The 18,643-nt window shown below is 35.4% G+C and carries 15 protein-coding genes and 1 pseudogene; 9 read left to right on the top strand and 7 right to left on the bottom strand.

Annotation, left to right across the window (positions count from 1 at the left end; genetic code table 11):
- Positions 1 to 1,545, bottom strand: coding sequence for a hypothetical protein (locus BAZ10_RS14180; protein ID WP_078772597.1), 1,545 nt, complete (start codon positions 1,543 to 1,545; stop codon positions 1 to 3).
- Between the two features lie 146 nt (positions 1,546 to 1,691).
- Between BAZ10_RS14180 and BAZ10_RS14175 the strand changes: the two genes are divergently transcribed.
- The 4 genes from BAZ10_RS14175 to leuB are packed head-to-tail and all read left to right on the top strand — an operon-like array spanning position 1,692 to position 5,953.
- Complete coding sequence (locus BAZ10_RS14175; RefSeq protein WP_059322341.1) at positions 1,692 to 2,867, top strand: 2-isopropylmalate synthase; 1,176 nt, start codon at positions 1,692 to 1,694, stop codon at positions 2,865 to 2,867.
- On the top strand, positions 2,854 to 4,236 hold the full coding sequence (gene leuC / locus BAZ10_RS14170) for a 3-isopropylmalate dehydratase large subunit (protein WP_078772837.1): 1,383 nt from the start codon (positions 2,854 to 2,856) through the stop codon (positions 4,234 to 4,236). The genes BAZ10_RS14175 and leuC overlap by 14 nt, the downstream gene beginning before the upstream one ends.
- Positions 4,237 to 4,241: 5 nt before the next feature.
- Positions 4,242 to 4,832, top strand: a complete 591-nt coding sequence (leuD, locus tag BAZ10_RS14165) for a 3-isopropylmalate dehydratase small subunit (RefSeq protein WP_078772596.1) — start codon at positions 4,242 to 4,244, stop codon at positions 4,830 to 4,832.
- Positions 4,832 to 5,953 (top strand): 3-isopropylmalate dehydrogenase, encoded by a 1,122-nt coding sequence (leuB, locus tag BAZ10_RS14160; RefSeq protein ID WP_078772595.1) that lies wholly within the window; start codon positions 4,832 to 4,834, stop codon positions 5,951 to 5,953. Before leuD ends, leuB begins: the two co-directional genes overlap by 1 nt.
- Positions 5,954 to 6,398: 445 nt before the next feature.
- Here the strand turns inward: leuB and BAZ10_RS14155 are convergent, their stop codons facing one another.
- The 6 genes from BAZ10_RS14155 to BAZ10_RS14125 all read right to left on the bottom strand — a co-directional run bounded on the left by BAZ10_RS14155 (position 6,399) and on the right by BAZ10_RS14125 (position 12,376).
- Positions 6,399 to 7,007, bottom strand: a complete 609-nt coding sequence (locus BAZ10_RS14155; RefSeq protein WP_078772594.1) for a DUF4230 domain-containing protein — start codon at positions 7,005 to 7,007, stop codon at positions 6,399 to 6,401.
- A 37-nt stretch (positions 7,008 to 7,044) separates the two neighbouring features.
- Positions 7,045 to 7,581: a TlpA family protein disulfide reductase gene (locus BAZ10_RS14150; RefSeq protein ID WP_078772593.1), complete on the bottom strand. Its 537-nt coding sequence runs from the start codon at positions 7,579 to 7,581 to the stop codon at positions 7,045 to 7,047.
- A gap of 179 nt (positions 7,582 to 7,760) precedes the next feature.
- Positions 7,761 to 8,900 (bottom strand): acyl-CoA dehydrogenase family protein, encoded by a 1,140-nt coding sequence (locus BAZ10_RS14145; protein WP_078772592.1) that lies wholly within the window; start codon positions 8,898 to 8,900, stop codon positions 7,761 to 7,763.
- A gap of 76 nt (positions 8,901 to 8,976) precedes the next feature.
- On the bottom strand, positions 8,977 to 10,407 hold the full coding sequence (locus BAZ10_RS14140) for an ATP-binding cassette domain-containing protein (protein WP_078772591.1): 1,431 nt from the start codon (positions 10,405 to 10,407) through the stop codon (positions 8,977 to 8,979).
- Positions 10,408 to 10,481: 74 nt separating this feature from the next.
- Positions 10,482 to 11,756 (bottom strand): hypothetical protein, encoded by a 1,275-nt coding sequence (locus BAZ10_RS14135; RefSeq protein WP_245803822.1) that lies wholly within the window; start codon positions 11,754 to 11,756, stop codon positions 10,482 to 10,484.
- Positions 11,757 to 12,037: 281 nt separating this feature from the next.
- Positions 12,038 to 12,376 carry a MerR family transcriptional regulator gene (locus BAZ10_RS14125; RefSeq protein WP_078402159.1) on the bottom strand — a complete coding sequence of 113 codons (339 nt, stop codon included), beginning with the start codon at positions 12,374 to 12,376 and terminating at the stop codon, positions 12,038 to 12,040.
- 210 nt (positions 12,377 to 12,586) lie between these two features.
- On the opposite strand from BAZ10_RS14125, the gene BAZ10_RS14120 reads away from it, so the two are divergent.
- The 5 genes and pseudogenes from BAZ10_RS14120 (at position 12,587) to BAZ10_RS14100 (ending at position 18,482) form a co-directional block, all read left to right on the top strand.
- Positions 12,587 to 13,303 carry an outer membrane beta-barrel protein gene (locus BAZ10_RS14120; RefSeq protein ID WP_078772588.1) on the top strand — a complete coding sequence of 239 codons (717 nt, stop codon included), beginning with the start codon at positions 12,587 to 12,589 and terminating at the stop codon, positions 13,301 to 13,303.
- Between the two features lie 28 nt (positions 13,304 to 13,331).
- On the top strand, positions 13,332 to 15,020 hold the full coding sequence (locus BAZ10_RS14115; RefSeq protein ID WP_078772587.1) for a S41 family peptidase: 1,689 nt from the start codon (positions 13,332 to 13,334) through the stop codon (positions 15,018 to 15,020).
- A gap of 384 nt (positions 15,021 to 15,404) precedes the next feature.
- A pseudogene (locus tag BAZ10_RS14110) lies at positions 15,405 to 16,121 on the top strand (outer membrane beta-barrel protein).
- Between the two features lie 31 nt (positions 16,122 to 16,152).
- On the top strand, positions 16,153 to 17,847 hold the full coding sequence (locus BAZ10_RS14105) for a S41 family peptidase (protein WP_078772586.1): 1,695 nt from the start codon (positions 16,153 to 16,155) through the stop codon (positions 17,845 to 17,847).
- Between the two features lie 260 nt (positions 17,848 to 18,107).
- Positions 18,108 to 18,482 carry a hypothetical protein gene (locus BAZ10_RS14100; RefSeq protein WP_078772585.1) on the top strand — a complete coding sequence of 125 codons (375 nt, stop codon included), beginning with the start codon at positions 18,108 to 18,110 and terminating at the stop codon, positions 18,480 to 18,482.
- The last annotated feature ends 161 nt before the right edge of the window (positions 18,483 to 18,643 follow it).

Below are 18,643 nucleotides of genomic sequence, written 5' to 3'. Positions count from 1 at the left end.
CTACAGTTTTCTATTCTTTACTTTTTGTCTGATAATTTCTACAACATCTATGTGTGTAGCTTTGGCTTCTGCCCAACTCTGAATGTCAATATATACCAAAGTACGCTTATGGAAAGGGTTCTGGTTGTATATGTTAAGGGTGTTATAAAATTCCATGAAAATTTTCTCCTGCTCTGAAAAGAAAACTTCATTTAGTTTCTGGAAAAACTCACTGATACTAAAGTGAATTTCACTTGCATTTTTCATTTTAGATACAAAACGATGGGTTTGTTTTGCAAATTCATCGTAATCCTCATCCATTCCGGACTCGTATTTTGCCATTAGAATCAATACTCTTGTATGAAATGCCAAATCTTCCTGTATGCTGAACCCTTTGGCCTGAAGAATTCTTTGCCCGTATTCTATAGTCTCTTTATATTTTTTAGAACCAAAGTAGAGGGCTGCAATTTTCAGATATAGTATAAGAAGATGATGGTCATCTATCTTATCCCGGAATTTTTCCATCTTCAGTTCGACTTCGGGAATAAGTTTGGTACCAATGAAAAACTCTCCTTTTATAAAATGAATATTCATTTGAGTATTATAAACATTCAGAAAAGTAAGAGACTGCAGGTTTTCATTAGTAGTAAAATACCCCGAGTTGGTTGTTTCTCTAAATTTTTCAAACCAGCCTTCCAGTTTATTTACCTGCCCATTCAGGAAAAGAATCTTCATCAGATTAGTATTGCCTTTAATATACCATACCGGGTGGTTACTTATCATTTCAGGATTTTCATAGAATAATTCCACCCATTTCTGAGAATACTTATAGGCATGTTTATAATCCTGAAGCAAAAGATGTTTCCATACATGGGCTTTATAGAACCACAATTTTTCCCTGAAATTTAATTTAGAAAAACTTATTTTCCGTATTTGCTCATTAAACTGATGGATAATACTTTCCTTGTCGGTGTCATTCTGAGCATAACCGTTTTTTAGCATTTCACTGTACAGCTTCAGTGATAGATTGGAGAGTTCTGTGGAATATGAATTCTGAATACTAAGTTCATGGGACTGAGCAATAAGTTCATCAGCACGTCCTTCTATACTTCGTGTAATATATTGGGATTCTATAACTTTTTCCAGATCTATAATATCTATGGCTAGTGTTTTTTCATCAAGATCCATAGCGGTTTGTTTGGCTTTATCCAATATCTTCAGTGCCTGGCGGTGGAGACCTTTCTGATAAAGAATGGTGGCAAAATCCAGTTGCTCCCGCAGTTGTATTCTGTTGTTCTGAAGACTTGGATTCATGCGAAGGCTCACCAATATTTGTTTGTACAAGTGTGCTTTAAGATTAGAAAGCTGCTGTTTGGTAGATATTTTTTTTGAAATGATGATGTCTTCATCATATTCTTTCATTTTTTCCATTTCGGAAAATAAGAGAAGAAATTTAGCATCTACATTTATTCCTAAACGGTTAACATAAAGCTTAAATTGTCTTTTTTCTGATGTAGAAAGTGACTTTATCAGTACGAAAAGAAAATCTTTTTGCAAATCTGCCATTGTAAAAAATGAAAGTTTATTTATTTGATAATCAGTTTTTTATAAAAAGTTTTCAATGAAATGGATATTGTAGTTTTTAGCGAATCTGAAAAACCGGTAATAGTGAATTCATCTACTTTTGAGTCAAAATTAATTAAAACTTCATTATGAAAGCCGAGAAGATTGAAATTTTTGACACTACCTTACGTGATGGGGAACAAGTCCCGGGTTGTAAATTGAATGTAGAACAAAAGTTAGTTATCGCAGAAAAACTCGATGAGCTCGGTGTAGATATTATCGAAGCAGGTTTTCCTATTTCCAGTCCCGGTGATTTTCATTCTGTAACCGAGATTGCAAAGTTAGTAAGAAATGCTAAAGTATGTGCACTTTCCCGTGCTCATAAAAAAGATATAGAATCTGCTGCTCAGGCACTGAAATTTGCTAAAAGACCAAGGATTCATACAGGTATAGGAGTTTCCGAATCCCATCTTAAATATAAATTCAATATTACATTGGAGCAGGCTATCGAGCGTGCTGTAGGAGCTGTAAGCTTTGCTAAAAGCTTTGTTGAAGATGTAGAATTCTTTGCGGAAGATGCCGGAAGAACAGATAATGCTCATTTAGCACGTGTATGTGAAGCGGTAATTAAAGCCGGAGCTACGGTACTGAATATTCCGGATACTACCGGATATTGTTTGCCAGAGGAATATGGAGCTAAAATAAAATACCTGAAAGAAAATGTAAAGGGTATTGATAATGTAATTATCTCTTGCCACTGTCACAATGATCTTGGACTGGCTACAGCTAATTCTATAGCCGGAGCAATAAACGGAGCAAGACAAATTGAATGTACGATCAATGGAATAGGGGAAAGAGCCGGCAATACTGCTCTTGAAGAAGTGGTAATGATTTTGCAACAACATAGAGACCTTCATTTAGCTACAGATATTAATTCCAGAATGCTAACCGAACTTAGTCAGTTGACTTCGGATATGATGGGGATGGTTGTACAGCCTAATAAAGCTATTGTTGGTGCCAATGCCTTTGCGCATAGTTCCGGGATTCACCAGGATGGTGTGATTAAAAACCGTGAAACATACGAGATTATTAATCCGGAAGATGTTGGGGTAACTGAATCATCAATTATTCTTACAGCCAGAAGCGGACGTTCAGCATTAGCTTACAGATATAAAAATATTGGTTTTGATATTACTAAAAACGAATTGGATGTTTTATACTCTGAATTCTTAAAAGTAGCCGACAGCAAGAAAGAAGTAAATGATGAAGATTTGAATGTTATAATGAATGTATATAGCCAAAGTGCCAATTATGAACGCAGATAAGAAGACATTATTCGATAAAGTCTGGGATGCCCATGTTGTAGATACGGTGCCGGACGGACCTCAGATTATTTATATCGACAGACACCTGATCCATGAAGTAACGAGCCCACAGGCTTTTGCGGAGTTGGAATCTAAAGGAGTACAGGTATTCCGTCCGAAACAAATTACGGCAACTGCCGATCATAATGTGCCTACACTGGATCAGGATCAGCCAATAAAGGACGATCTTTCCAGAACACAGGTAGAGCAACTGACAGAGAATTGTAAAAAAAATAATGTAGAATTATATGGTTTAGGCCACCCATATCAGGGAATTGTACACATTATTGCTCCTGAATTGGGAATTACCCAGCCAGGGATGAGTATTGTGTGTGGAGACAGCCATACGTCTACTCATGGAGCCTTTGGAGCTATAGCTTTCGGTATTGGAACCAGTCAGGTAGCACAGGTTTTTGCCAGCCAATGTTTGCTGCTGAACAAACCTAAATCTATGCGTGTTACCGTAAATGGTAAACTGAATAAAGATGTACAGCCAAAAGATGTCATTCTGTATATTATTTCTAAAATAGGAACAGATGCCGGAACAGGTTATTTCTGTGAATATGCCGGAAATGTTTTTGAGGAGATGTCTATGGAAGGTCGTATGACGGTATGCAACATGAGTATAGAAATGGGAGCCCGTGGCGGAATGATTGCACCAGATGAAACTACTTTCGCTTATGTAAAAGGCCGCAAGTTTGCACCTGAAGGAGAAGAATGGGAGAAGAAGGTAGCCTATTGGAAAACCTTGAAGTCCGATGACGGAGCGGCATTTGATGAAGAATTCCATTTCAATGCAGAAGATATTCATCCAATGATTACCTATGGAACCAATCCGGGAATGGGAATATCAGTAAATGAAAGTGTTCCGACTCCTGTAACTGAATCTGAAGAAAAAGCATTAAAGTATATGGGATTACAGGCAGGGCAATCTGCCAGCGATATTCCTGTAAACTATGTATTCATTGGTAGCTGTACCAATGCAAGAATCGAAGACTTCCGTTCAGTTGCAGAATATATTAAAGGAAAGAGAAAAGCCGAAAATATTAATGCGCTTATCGTTCCGGGATCACAACAGGTTGTAACGCAGATTTATAATGAGGGATTGGATAAGGTATTTACAGAAGCCGGTTTCCAAATTCGTCAGCCTGGTTGCTCAGCATGTCTGGCAATGAATGATGATAAAATCCCTGAAGGCGAATATTGTGTTTCTACATCGAACAGAAACTTTGAAGGAAGACAGGGGCAAGGTGCCAGAACTATTTTAGCGAGTCCGCTAACTGCGGCTAAGGTAGCAGTAGAAGGGAGAATTTTAATTTCTAAAAATTAAGAAAAATGCAGAAGCTTACACATATTACTTCAACAGCAATTCCTTTACCAACGGAAAATATAGATACAGACCAGATTATTCCTGCAAGATTCCTGAAAAGTATTGACAAGAATGGTTTTGGGCAAAATGTTTTCAGAGACTGGAGATTTGATAAAGAAAATAATCCGAATACAGATTTTGTTCTTAATAATCCAAAATATTATGGAGAAATACTGGTAGCAGGTAACAATTTTGGTTGTGGAAGCAGCCGCGAGCATGCTGCGTGGGCACTAACAGGATACGGATTTAAAGTAGTTGTATCCAGCTATTTTGCCGATATCTTCAGAGGTAATGCGCTGAATAACGGATTGCTGCCTGTAAAGGTATCCGAAGAATTTCTGAAAGAATTATTACAAACCATAACTAATAACCCTGGAACCGAAATTTCAGTGGACGTAGAGAAGCAAACTATAACCTTTAACCATAAATCCGAAAGCTTCGATCTGGACTCTTACAAAAAGATATGTTTGATGAACGGCTATGACGATATTGATTTCTTGATCAGTAAAAGAGCTCAAATCGATGCTTTCGAAAAAAACTTACAAAACACATTCTAATGAGCGAAATGAAAATTGCTGTACTTGCTGGTGACGGAATAGGACCGGAAGTAGTAAATGAAAGTATTAAAGTATTAAATGCCGTTTCTGAAGTATACGGTTGCAAATTTCAGTTTCAGGAGGCTATAGTTGGTGCTGAAGCTATTTTTCAGACAGGAAATCCTTTACCGGATAAAACTCTGGATATCTGCAAAAACTCAGATGCAGTCTTGTTTGGTGCAATAGGTGATCCCCATTTTGATAACAACCCGGAAGCTAAAGTACGTCCGGAGCAGGGATTACTAAAGCTAAGAAAAGAGCTGGGACTATTCGCTAATCTGCGACCTGTAAAAATATTTGATAAGGTAGCAGAAAGCAGCCCGTTGAAAAAAGAGATTATCGACGGAACAGATATGGTAATTTATCGTGAACTGATCAGTGGTATCTATTTCGGTGAGAAATTTACGGAAGAGAATGGTGAATATGCATATGATGTTTGCCAATATAACAGAACAGATATTGAAAGAATTGCACACCTTGCATTTCAGGCAGCTCAGAAGCGTCGCAAGAAGCTTACATTAATCGATAAAGCCAATGTATTGGATACGTCCAGATTGTGGCGTAAAGTATGTCAGGAGATAGCTCCTCAGTATGAAGATGTTGCTTTGGATTATATTTTTGTGGACAATGCAGCAATGCAAATGATCCTGAATCCGAAACAGTTTGACGTTATTCTGACGGAAAATATGTTCGGAGATATTATCTCGGATGAAGCAAGTGTTATTGGTGGATCTATTGGCCTAATGCCATCCGCATCGGTAGGAGAGTCTAACTCGATGTTCGAACCAATTCACGGATCCTATCCGCAGGCTAAAGGGAAAGGAATTGCCAATCCGTTAGCATCTATTTTAAGCGCAGCAATGATGCTGGACCACCTTGGGTGGGATGTTGCTGCCAGAACAATTGAGAAAGCTGTAGAAAAAGCTATAGCAGAAGGTTTTGTAACCCAGGATCTCAATACAACAAAATCTTATTCTACATCAGAAGTAGGAAGTTTTGTAGCGGAGTTTATCCGTAACACACAGCATGGTAGTTATTACAACTACGAAAACATTCAAATTGGAAAATCTACGATAGTTTAAATATTAAAGTTGATTTATTATTAGGGTTTATTTTTTGAAAGGCCTCCGACATGTTCGGGGGTCTTTCTACTTTTAACAGACCCTTATATTAAGATAGCGTTCCTCCGGAACGCCATTTTCCTAAATTATAATCTATCTATATAGATAAAGCTCCTGACGGAGCTCCTCATTCATTATGATGAATTTTATTTATATAAATCCTGGTCTAAGAAATCAGAAAAATGCTCCGGAGGAGATTTATCTGTGTAAAAAACAGGTATATCAAGAAGTAGGTATTCCGGAGGAATAATATCTGCCAATAGCAATTTTTTCTCTGTATTTCCCCAGGATTTGTATCTGATTAGTTATCATGAATTTAAAAATAAAACCTCATAGGTCTTTGAGACCTATGAGGTTTTATTAGGAAGATCCTTTTCAAGGTTTTAAACCTCGAAAAGGATGTATTTTAAAGAATAATTCCTTTCAGTTCTCCGGTTTTATCCTCTATTTTATAGTTCAGAGCTTTAGCCAAAACAAAAATATCATTTATATTCTTTACCAGCTGTTCATGTCCTTCTTGTTCCAGTTTCTTCTTGTCAACACTTTTTACCATGTTTTGTTTAGCAGATTCCATAATTCCATTGATGCTTTTCTGGTCGAATCTGTTCATGGCATAATCATCCATAAAATGAATTTTTACATCCGGATATATTTTGATTTCAGCTCTTGGAAGTTCTGTAATAACCAATTTTTTGTTAATGGTATCTACATCTATCTTCATTTGCTTCAAGTCGTAGGTTACCTGCGCTTTAGCGGTTGTGTACAATACCATTTCCTTAGGAAGGATGTCGTAGCCACCAAATTTAAAAGCAGCACTTTTATGTGTTTGAAAGCTTGAGAAATTCTGCTCTAAAACCACCATTTTATTCATTTTACTTATCTGATTACTAATCAGATAATAATCCTGGTTAATGGCTTCAGCTTTTTTCTCTTTGCAACCGCGCCATACGGAAACAACAAGAAGGGTAGAGAGTATACCTATTAAAATACCTATGTAAGTTGGAGTTTTTCTCAAAGAAAAAATGTTTTAATGATTATTGATGAAATAAAGTTTAAGAAGAAGATTTTGCTTTGTTTATAATGTTCAATAAATCTTTTTCTAAAAATCCTGTTTCCGGAGCTTCAGTAATTCTTCCGATTTCTTTACCATCCTTTTTTATAATAAAAGTAGGAACGTGAGTGACGTTGTAAAGCTTCTCATCTTCATGCGGGCTTTTTTTCTGACGGTCTAGTGCGAAAATCTGCACTTTGTCTACGGGATATTTCAACTCCTGAAGTATTTTCATAAATCTTGGAAACTCACGGTGGCTATCCGGACACCATGATCCAATAAATATAGTCATATCGTAAGAAGATATGTTTTCTTTTTCCAGTTTCTTTATAGAGGGCTGGTCGACAACATAAGGCGTGTATTCTTCATCATACCATGCTTTAAATGGTTTCTTGTTGAATGGTTCCATATTTTGCTGTCCGATGAGCAATACGCCTCTTTCGTTTTTAATACGCTGATTGATTTCGCTTGTCTGGGCGCTTACAGAATATGTAGATAAAGCCATAAAGGCCAAAGTTGCTATGAATACTTTTTTCATTGGTGAGATAGATTATTAAACAAATATAAGCAATGTCCTATTTTAAAGTATGAAGAGTGAATTACGAATTTTGAAATATATTGATGTGCAATGCAAACTTCAAATGTTTCCTATATATAGAATATTTCGTGCCAAACTTTCGGCCAATAAAAAAGCCTGAAAAAATCAGGCTTTATTTTTTATCTGGTAATATCTCTTCCGATAACAAGTTTCTGAATTTCAGAAGTTCCTTCGCCTATTGTACAAAGCTTGGAATCTCTGTAGTATTTCTCTGCAGGGAAGTCTTTGGTGTAACCATAACCTCCAAAGATTTGTACAGCTTCATTTGCTATTTTTACACAAGCCTCAGAAGCGTATAGTTTAGCTATAGCTCCTTCACGAGTCATTTTTTGTTTATTGTTTTTCAAATAAGCAGCACGCTGAATCAATAATTCTGATGCATCAATTTCAGTAACCATATCTGCCAGTTTGAAGTTTATTGCCTGGAAATCGGCAATTGCCTGACCGAATTGCTTTCTCTCTTTAGCATATTTTAAAGCGGCTTTATAAGCACCTTTAGCAATACCTAAGCTAAGGGCTGCAATAGAAATCCTTCCGCCATCTAGTATTTTAAGAGCCTGCTTAAAGCCTTCACCAACCTCACCTAAACGGTGGCTGTCTGGTACTCTTACGTTGTCGAAGATTAATTCGGCTGTTTCTGATGCACGCATTCCCAGTTTATTTTCCTTTTTTCCTGATGTAAAACCAGGCATTCCTTTTTCAAGAACAAAAGCAGTTGCATTATTAGGAGCGCCTTTTTCTCCGGTACGCGTCATTACTACAGCAATGTCGCCCGAAATAGCGTGGGTAATAAAGTTTTTAGCACCATTAATAATCCAGTCATCACCATCTCTTACAGCAGTGGTAGACATTCCTCCGGCGTCGGAGCCGGTATTATGTTCAGTAAGTCCCCATGCGCCAATTACCTTTCCTGAAGCTAATTGAGGCAACCATTTCATTTTCTGCTCCTCATTTGCAAATTCATAAATATGATTGGTGCAAAGTGAATTGTGGGCAGCCACAGAAAGTCCTATAGAAGGATCTACCTGAGAAATTTCGTCTACAATAGCTACGTATTCATCGTAAGAAAGTCCGGAACCTCCATATTTTTCAGGGATAACAATTCCCATAAAGCCCATTTCACCAAGCTGATGAAATAAGTCTTTTGGAAAATGCTGAGATTCATCCCAGTCCATAATGTGAGGGCGAATATTTTTTTCAGCAAAATCACGTGCTGTTTCAGCAATCATTTTCAGGTTTTCTGAAGTTTCGAAATTCATAGGTGTCTATTTTTCTCAAATATAATGAAAAACATAAGAAAATTGTATTTTTTTAATGAGCCTGATATTCAGTGTTTTATTTTCTTTCGCTAATAGTGAGAACTCCTTTATTTAGTTCCAGTATATGCTTTACACAGGAAGGTACTTCGTCATCGTAATGGCTGATAAAGAGCATGCTGATATTGCTGTTTCGATGGATTTGTTCCAAAAGATGAGTAATTGTAGTGATCTGAGAATCATCCAGTCCCTGGCAAGGTTCGTCTAAAGCAAGCATAACCGGATCTTTTATAAGAGCTCTTGCAATCAGTACCAATCGTTGTTCTCCGGTGGACAAAAAAGACAGTAATTTTGTTGCTTTACTTTCCAGAGAGAAGAAACTGAGCCATTCTTTTACTTTTAATGCCTGTTGTTCATTTAGTTTTCTGAAAAGGCCAATAGTGTCGAAGAGTCCGGATCCAATAGCTTGTTCAACAGTTGTATTGCGATCAAAAAAGTTATAAAGTTCCGGTGATACAAATCCAATTTTCTTTTTAATATCCCAAATGCTTTCTCCACTTCCTCTTTTTTTTCCAAACAGATAAATCTGCTGAGAGTAGGCTTGTGGGTTATCACCATTAATGAGGCTGAGTAAAGTAGATTTTCCGGCACCGTTATGCCCTTTTATCTGCCAGCATTCACCAGGGTTTACTTGCCAATTGATATTGTTTAGAATGATATTGTTATTGTACTGGATGGTTACATTTTCCATCCGAATTAGCGGTGCATCAACAGAAGGATTTTGAATAACAGGAAGAGGTTTGTTGAATCCGGTCTGTTGTGTTTCAGTAAAATTAAGTCGATTTATGCTGTTGTATTCTGTAATACCACCGTCGGACATTTCTGCGAAATGAGTAATGCAGCCCGGAATGTTATGATGGTCTGTGATCAGGATAATTTTTACATTTTCACTGGCTAGCTGATTGATAATTATATGTAATTCTTTTCTGCTTAGGACATCAAGTCCTGTGAAAACTTTATCCAGAATCAGGATTTCGGGATTATTTAACAAATGGCTGATAAGCTGCATTTTTTTTAGCTCCCCGTTAGAGAGTTGTATAAGAGGAGCCTGAGCTCTGTGTGTTAACTGAAATCTATCCAGCCATTTGTTTACAGATTCTGTATCGCCTTTTTTCAAGAGTTCATCTGTAAGAGTTGCTGAATCCTCTGCATCACTAGTATTGAACCGCTGTTGATAATAAAAATCAGAAACATTGGATTTGTTTTTTAATGCATATGTACTTGTAATATAAGCGATTTTGGGTTTTGTAAGTTCGTTGTTTTTTCTGTATTCTATGGTTCCGGTATGTAGGATTTGCCCTTTTAAAGCCATTGCCAAAAGAGATTTTCCACTTCCGCTAGGCCCTATTATAGCTAGATGTTCTCCGGAATTTAAAGTAAAGTCAATATTGTTTAATAAGTTGTCGCTGCCCCTTTTAACGGACACGTTTTTTAGTATAATGCTGTTCATTGGTTGTTGGTTATTAGTTGGTTGCTTAGGAGTATAAGCGAATGGTTACACGAATTTACGTATTTGTAATCGTATTATTTCAGATACCACAGTATTTTTTCGAGATCTTTTGGTTTTGCATTCAGTTTTTTCAGAATGTCATTTTTATCTGAAAGCGAGGTACGGTAAAATATTATTTTATCTGCATAAAATCGGAAATAGGGATGTCCTTTTAGTGTAGATTCATCTGTTGTAAGAATATCAATTTTATTAACCTTACTGAGGTCTATTTTAGCTTCCTGAATAAGTTTTAAGGCTAAATCTTTATCGATGTTATAGGTTTCCAGTATTTGTTCTTTTTGAGCAAAGCCGCCCAATTTTTTTCTGAATCCCAGAAAGCTGGCGGCAGCTTTTTCGTCAAAACCATAATCACGGAGTTGCCGGAAAGAGATAGTATTGATATCCGGTTCTGTGATTTGAGATGAAATAGATGTTGTTACGGGTTGATTAATGCGTATCCAGGGTTTTAATTCTTCAAATTTTTCAGCAGAAATCATATAGCATTTTTGTAGGTCTGCAGGAGTTTTAAAACTCCCTTTCAAAATTTTCTCTTTATAATTCAGCATACCCTGTACCTGCTTTTCTGAGAAGCCAAGATCTTTCCATTCCAGTGCTGTTAGTGTATTAGGATCGAACGCGTTTTTAAGTTTTAATTCCTTTATCAAAGGCTTATCTGTATTTTTTTGTTGCGGAAGAATGAGGAAAGGAGCAAGTTGTAAGTACTGTTCTTCACTAATGATAAAGCATTCTTTAAACTTTTCCTTAGACTGAAAGCTGCCTCCCAAATACTTTTTATATTTCAGAATAGATTCTGACTGGCGTTCCGAAAATCCTAATCTGACCCAGTCTTGTGCATTGTAATGGTCAGGATTGAATTTCCCCTTTATTATGAGTTTTTTGTCTTTCTTTCGATATTCAGGATCTTTGTTATTAGTAGTTTCCGGAAGTAATATATATGGGCTAAGCTCAGCGAATTTATCTTTACTTATTGCAAAGCATTCGGATAGTTGTTCCTTGGAGGTGAAATTTCCTTTGCAGATTTTTTCTTTATAATTCAGGATGGTTGTTGCCTGCTTTGTTGTAAATCCCAGCTTCTCCCATTGTTTGAGATTAAGGTCGTTGGGGTTAAAAGCTTCAAGAATAAAGGCAGATTTATCAGCAGGAATAAATTCTATAGCATCGGAAGGTTGCTGGGTTTTGTATTTTTTATAAAAATGAAAAGATACCTCTAAAATAAGCACCAAAACCCCTAAAACAGTTAATCCGATAAACTGTTTCTTTCTCATGTGAAATGAGAGTAGAGATTTCATATTTCATTATTTAATATTATTTCTCCCTAAATATAAATATTTTTTATAAAATGAGTATGATAATATTAAAAATGAGATTAAAGTAAATATTTTTCCTGTAAATAATCCCGTATTGAATGCGTTGCTTTCTATTGTATGAAACTGGAAACCATAAGCAATAAGGTTAGAAGTTTTTGCTATAAATAATAAGACAAAAAGAGCTGTCATTGAAAGCCAAAAGTATTTATTATTCAGAATTTTTTTCATGGTTAAGTAGTTAGTGTAAATAGTATATTTTTACTTTATTCATTTTCAGTTAAAGATTCTTTTAGCTTTAGCAGCTCCGCTTTTACAAACTCCAATCGGTCTATCAATTCAACCGTTTTTTCAACTTTAGGAGATGTACTTAAGGCTGTTTTGGCACCCTCTAATGTATAACCTTTTTCCTTTACCAGGTGATAAATAACTTTCAGGTTTTTAATATCCTCTGGAGTAAAATAACGGTTTCCTTTCTTATTTTTTTTTGGTTTTATAATAGTAAACTCTTGCTCCCAGTAACGAATAAGAGAGGTGTTTACATTAAAAGCTTTGGCAACTTCTCCAATAGAATAATATAGTTTTTCCGGCAGTTCTACTTTCATAATTTCTTGTTATAGCAAAGGTAAATATTTTTTTGTGACTGAATGCTTTTGTAATGATTTATAGTTTGTGTAATAGTTTCAGTTTTTAAGTACTGAAACATTTAATTTTTATTGGTTTTGTTCATCGAAGAATATTTAATTATGTTAAATTGTTGTAATAATAATATTTTGTATATTGCCCCTGTGTAATTAACCAAATCAAAAAAATCTATGAAAAAAAGTTTATGCAAGGCTTTATGTCTTTGCCTATTACCCGTGGGCGCAAGTCTGTTTGCACAGAATAAGTTTAAAATTGACCTGGATGCCGGATATACGTACAGTGTATTAAATGGCAATGTTTCAAATTTAGTAGACACAAAATACTCTGGCCGCTATGGTTTTGGAGTAAATCTTTCCGGAGAATATATGATCTGGAAGTCTCTTTTTATGTCTACAGGGGTTTCCTTCCTGCAAAAGAATTATAAATATGAAAGAACAGGAACCCGCTCCGGACAGTATACCGATTACAAGAATAATTTCCTTTCTTTCCCTTTATTGGTTGGGGCTTATATTCTGAATAATCCACATGAAAGTAAAGGAGTATGGATTAAAGTAGCAGGTGGTATGTATACAGAATATTGGCTCAATATGAAAAGAGAAGGTCAATATCCTGTTTTTGGAGGGCTGCAGCCTGACGGTACCTTTCCTTATGTAAAAGTATCAGATACCTATGACTTTAAAAAGAATGAAAACCAATTGAATCGTTTTGGTTATGGGCTTCAGGGACAGGCTCAGTTAGGTTATTCTTTTGATAAGTTTGATGTATATGGAGCTTATAATTATCAATATGGTTTATCGGATATCAGCAAAACCAACACAGATAAAGATCAGAAAGCAACGACCCGTTCTTATATGATTTCTGTAGGTGTATCTTATAAATTCGACTAACCTTATCATCCAAATAACTATTTAAATTATGAAAAGAAATTTTATAAAAATACCAGTTTTTGCTTTAGGCTTGGCTCTGTCAGCCTTAACACTAAACTCATGCGTGAAAGACGAAGAAACTTCTATAACGGAGCCTACGCGATATACCAGTAGTGATGTAAAATCTTATGCTGATCTTTTTAAAGTATTCTGGACAGTAATGGATCAGCGCTACAATTATTTCTATGAGCAAAAAAGAGCTGATGGAATGGATTGGAATGCTATTTATCGTGAATATTATCCAAAGTTTGCAGCATTGAAAACATTTGGTAGGAGCACGGATAATGATAAAGATATTAACGATGACAAGCTGAAAGCTGCACAATATTTTACTGATATTATAGATCCTATTATAGATAGGCATTTTCAGTTAACCGTAAGAATTCCAGCTAGTAATAACGGTGTTATTACTTCTCAGGTGTTTTCGGGAGGAATGAAAACAAAAAGAAATAATATCTATGCATTTAATTCAAAGTATGGCTATATGAAGGATAGGTTGAATAATACCTTGACTCAAACTTATACTTTGGCAGATGGTTCAACTTTTACCTATTTGGCAGGAAATCTGAAGTCTAACCCGGATGTTTATTATTTCACTTATAATCAATTTGCATTATCTTCAACGGTTAAGATTACATTATTAGATAAGTATCTTAGCCCAGACCCTGGAAACGGATTGGTTTTAACGACTGCCGATATTGATGCTTCAAATGAATTGAATGCTATTAAAGATGCAACGTTTAGAACTAAAGTAAGGGATTTCACAGTTAATATTCTGAATCAGTGGAATTCTTTCCCGGCTTCTGCAGAAGTAAAAGCATTTAATGACCAGATTGCAGGATTTAATAATACGGAAATCATTACAGATGCTTTTCTGGATGCAACTCAGAAAGCATTGACGAAATCGAAAAATTTGGTAGCGTATACTAGTGGGGCAACTTATGCACCGGTTTTAACAACTGAAAGTCTCCCTTATATTCAATGGTTTATTGCCCGTATGAATAATCACGTGCAATGGGGGTATAGATTGCCTCAGTTTCAGGATGCTGCACAAGGGGTTATTAATAAGGCTCCGCTTTATAAATCTTTTTTCAATCCTTTACATAAAGGAGATATTAAAAAGCTTATTATAGATTTAAGAGGTAATGGCGGTGGCGCAGTAGTTGATGCACGATTCTTTACAGAACGATTTGTTACACAACCTGCTGTTTGGGGGTATCAGAGAACAAAAGAAGGGAACGGACAATTTAATTATACGCCTTGGGTTCCGATGCAAACTAATCCAAATAAATTTGGTCTTCCATCTAATATTCCAATTGCTGTTTTAACAGATAAGGGAAGTTATAGTATGTCTGAAATGTCTACGATGATGATTAAAACTCAGGGATCTCAAGCAGTTTCGATAGGAGATTTTAGTGCGGGAGCTACAGCTGGTTTAGGATCGCCGGATGACTTCAATGGTGGTACCAGAGATCAGGTTGCTTATTATCTTAGTTTCTATATGCCTTTGATGGCAACTAAAGATTCCAGCGGACAGGTTATAGAAGGGGTCGGGGTGAAGCCTGATTATTATGTAACACCTCCTACAGATGCAGAGGTGGCAGCGATGACCAGTTCTCCGTCAACTTTTGTAGACAGGGTGATAAATGAAGCTGTGAAATATTTGTCTGGAAAGTAGATTTACATAATTATAATATAGCTATTCTAATAGTTAGCCGGAAGAAAATCTTCCGGCTTTTTTATTTGCAAAGATATAAGTACGTTCTTCTCTTTTTTGAATAAAAGTTTATTCGAGTATACAGGTTTTCTTATTACGAGTTAGGTATATGTTTCCATACGAATTAGTGTGAAAACATGTTTTATTAAAATATTTTATGATTTGTATCATAAAATGATATTTTATTAATTATTTTTTTTATTTAAAATTTTCTTTTGTATAAAGCTTTTGTAGTGTATTAATTTTAATTTTTCATGCTTTTTATATTTAAAATATTTATTATGTTAAATAAACTTGATAATATTTATGTATATATTTACCTGATAATCAATAAAATAATTTTATATGAAAAAACTTTTATTTAAAATTTTCACATTTTGTCTTTTTTACTTAGGGGCAAGTTTGTATGCGCAGAATAGGTTTAAAATTGGCCTGGATGCAGGATATACTTACAGCGCAATGAAGACTAATCTGTCTAATCAGGTAGATTCTAAATACAATAGTCGGTATGGTATCGGAGTGAATTTATCAGGTGAGTATATGATATGGGAATCTCTTTTTGTATCTACAGGGGTTTCTTTTCTACAGAAAAATTATAAGTACGAAAGAACAGGCAGTCGTTCCGGATGATATACGGAATACAATAATAACTTTCTGGCTTTCCCTCTACTGGTTGGTGGATATATCCTGAAGAATCCGCATGAAGACAGAGGTGTTTGGGCTAAAGTTGCTGGAGGTATGTATATGGAATACTGGCTTAGTATGAAAAGAAATGGTCAGTATCCTGTCTTTAGTGAATTACAGGTAGATGGTAATTTCCCTTATACAAAAGTATCGGATACTTATGATTTCAAAAAGAACGAAAACGGGCTTGATCGATTTGGTTATGGTTTTCAGGGGCAGGCTCAGCTAGGCTATTCCTTTAATAAGTTTGATGTATATGGGGCTTATCAATATCAGCATGGTTTGTCAGATATTAATAAAGCCAATACAGATAAAAACAAGAAAGCTACAATCCGTTCGTATATGATTTCGGTAGGAATTTCCTATAAATTCAATTAACCTCTGTTTAACTCATTATAATTATATTAATATGAAAAGAAATTTTAAACAATATATCGTTTTAAGCCTGGGACTTTTTACAATTATCGGAACATTAAACTCCTGTGTAAAGGATGATGAAATATCCATAACGGAACCAACAAGATATACACGAAATGACGTGAAGTCTTATGCTGATCTTTTTAAAGTATTCTGGAATATAATGGATCAACGTTACAATTACTTCTATGAACAAAAACGTAAAGATGGGATGGACTGGAATACTGTCTACCGGGAATATTATCCTAAGTTTGCGGCACTGAAAACATGGGAAATGAAAGAAGATATGAGTGATAATGATATTTTGGCTGATCGGAAAAAAGCGATAGAATACTTTACTAATATTATAGACCCTATTATTGACAGGCATTTTGGAATGATCGTTTATATGCCGGAGTCTAAACTTTCAAGTCTGAAAGGGGAAATATTCCGTGGCGGAATGAAAACCAAAGAAAGCAATGTATACAATTTTAGTGACAAGATGAACTATATGACAGCTAGAATTGAGAAGCCAACGACATTGAGTTCTGGAAGCTTTACTTGTTTTATGGGGAATCTGAAAACCAATCCCGATATATACTATATCAGTTATAATCAGTTTGCATTGTATAACCTTCAGATTGATAATCATGATCGATATTTGACTCCTAATTCTGTAGATAATTATATTCTGACATCAGAAGAAATAGGTAAAAATTCTGATTTGAATACTATTAAAGATGTAAATACCAGAAATAAAGTAAGAGATTTTACTCTAAATATACTGAATCAATGGAATGTTTTTTTTAATTCCGATGATGTCAAATCTTTTAATAAAGAGGCTGTTGTATTTAGAGATACGGAAGTTGTTTCCGATAATTTCATTACTTTGGCCAAGAAGCTGCAATTGGATTCTCAAGGTTTGGTCGCTTATAGTGATAAGTCTGTTTATGCATCTGTCCTCAATAATGATAGTGATAAGTATATTACATGGTTTATGGGGAGAATTAAAGAGCATGTCGAAAAAGGGTATGCATTGACTTCTTTTCAGGCAGATGCAAAGAGTATCGCTGCCAAAGGACCTTTCTATCAAAAATTTTTAAATCCTTTGCGCAAAGGTGATATCAAGAAACTCATTATTGATGTCAGAAATAATGGGGGTGGTGCTGTAGTGGATTTCAGAGTATTTGTGGAACGTTTTGTTACAAAGAATACGGTTTGGTCTTATCAGAGAACTAAAGAAGGGAATGGTCAGTTTAATTATACGCCATGGGTTCCGATGCAGACAAAACCTCATAAGTTTGGCTTGCCTAAAAACATTCCGATCGTCATTTTAACGGATAAAGGAAGTGCCAGTATGTCTGAAATGTCAACAATGATGCTGAAAAGCCAGGGGAATCATGTTATTTCTATAGGGGATTACAGTGCAGGGGCAACTGCTGGTTTAACCACAGATCAGGATGCATTTAACGGAGGTCTTATTAACACAAACTTTTTTGATCCTTCTATAGCGGGAGTGTTTAGGTTTTATATGCCAGTAATGGCAACAAAAGATATGAATGGTAACGTTGTAGAGGGTATTGGAGTGAAGCCTGATATATTTGTAACACCACCTACGGATGCTGAGGTAGCAGCCATGAGCAGCTCGCCGACAACGTTTGTAGATAGGGTGATGAATGAGGCTGTGAAATATTTGTCTGGAAAGTAGATGTAGATAAATATAATATTAGCTATTCTAGTATAGTTAGCCGGAAGATTTTCTTCCGGCTTTTTTATTTGCGGAGATATAAGGAGGTTTTTCTATTCCTGAGTTTGGATTGAGTAAATATTATTATACTTAGTAGCTTGAAAATATTTTATAATATGTGTAATTTAATCGTATAATATTAATGATATTTATACATATATTTACTTGGAAGAATAGTGCTTGGCGTAGCAGTAAAATTGATACTTTTGAATAATAAAAATATGATAATAAAAATAGAATTCAGTTCTATTATTATATTAGCTTCACTAATGTTTCTCTCCTGTGATAGTATGAGAGAAAGAGAAGCTATTAAAAACTATGCCTCACCTTATATGGGGACATATGTTGGTGAACTGTCTGGAAATGCAACGGGAGCTCTTATCATAAATATTAAGAAGAGTGGCAGTGTGGAAGTGACTAAAACTTTTTCAGGGAACAGTGAAACTTTTCTACAGGGAATTGTATTTGAAGGAGGTGCTCTAGAAAAGGTAAGTTCACCAAGTACCGGCTTTACCTTATATGGAAACCTAAATTCAAAAGGCGGGACTTGGAAACAAGGATCCTGGAGTGGTAGTTGGTCTGTTAGAAAAAAATAATGACTAGTCCTGAAAAAGGTTGACTAGTTTAATAAATCAAATATATTAAATCAGAGTAGAATCTTTCTATTCTGATTTTGTTTTTTATAAGTTTTCAATTTCACATTATTATTGATGTGTACCTGACTTGGAATGTTGTAATTCAAGGAAAAGTGCGGTCT

The organism is Elizabethkingia occulta (assembly GCF_002023715.1).
In the GTDB taxonomy this organism is placed as follows: Bacteria; Bacteroidota; Bacteroidia; order Flavobacteriales; family Weeksellaceae; genus Elizabethkingia; species Elizabethkingia occulta.
This window is presented reverse-complemented; position numbering and strand designations above follow the sequence as displayed.